We start from the raw sequence: 258 nt of genomic DNA, 5'->3' as shown, positions 1-258 counted from the left end.
AGAAGCCGCCGCTGGATTGCGCCGATCGAGTTGACCGACACATTTCCATAACGCAGTGCGATTTCCCCGCGGTTCTCCCCGAGCCAGACAAGTAAAGACTGTAAATCTTTCAGGTCTAGCAGCGGCAGGCCTTTTTCATCTGCAAGACGTAACGCGATGTTGAGAACACCTTCTTGAGCCTCGCTAAGTTCCATGAGTCTGGCGAGCAAAAGTGGACCCATTTCCGAAACCGTCGTGCGGACTGGGTGTCCTTGATCG

At 53.9% G+C, this 258-nt stretch carries 1 protein-coding gene; it reads right to left on the bottom strand.

Going from position 1 to position 258, the window contains the following annotated elements; genetic code table 11:
• Nucleotides 1–221: helicase HerA-like domain-containing protein (locus tag NXS07_RS21315; protein ID WP_258087677.1), on the bottom strand; the 221-nt coding region annotated here is incomplete at its 3' end.
• Between the last annotated feature and the right edge of the window lie 37 nt (nucleotides 222–258).

This window comes from Xenorhabdus bovienii, assembly GCF_024721015.1.
GTDB lineage: Bacteria > Pseudomonadota > Gammaproteobacteria > Enterobacterales > Enterobacteriaceae > Xenorhabdus > Xenorhabdus bovienii.
Note: the sequence above shows the minus strand (reverse complement) of the source record. Positions and strands in the feature narration are given on the sequence as shown.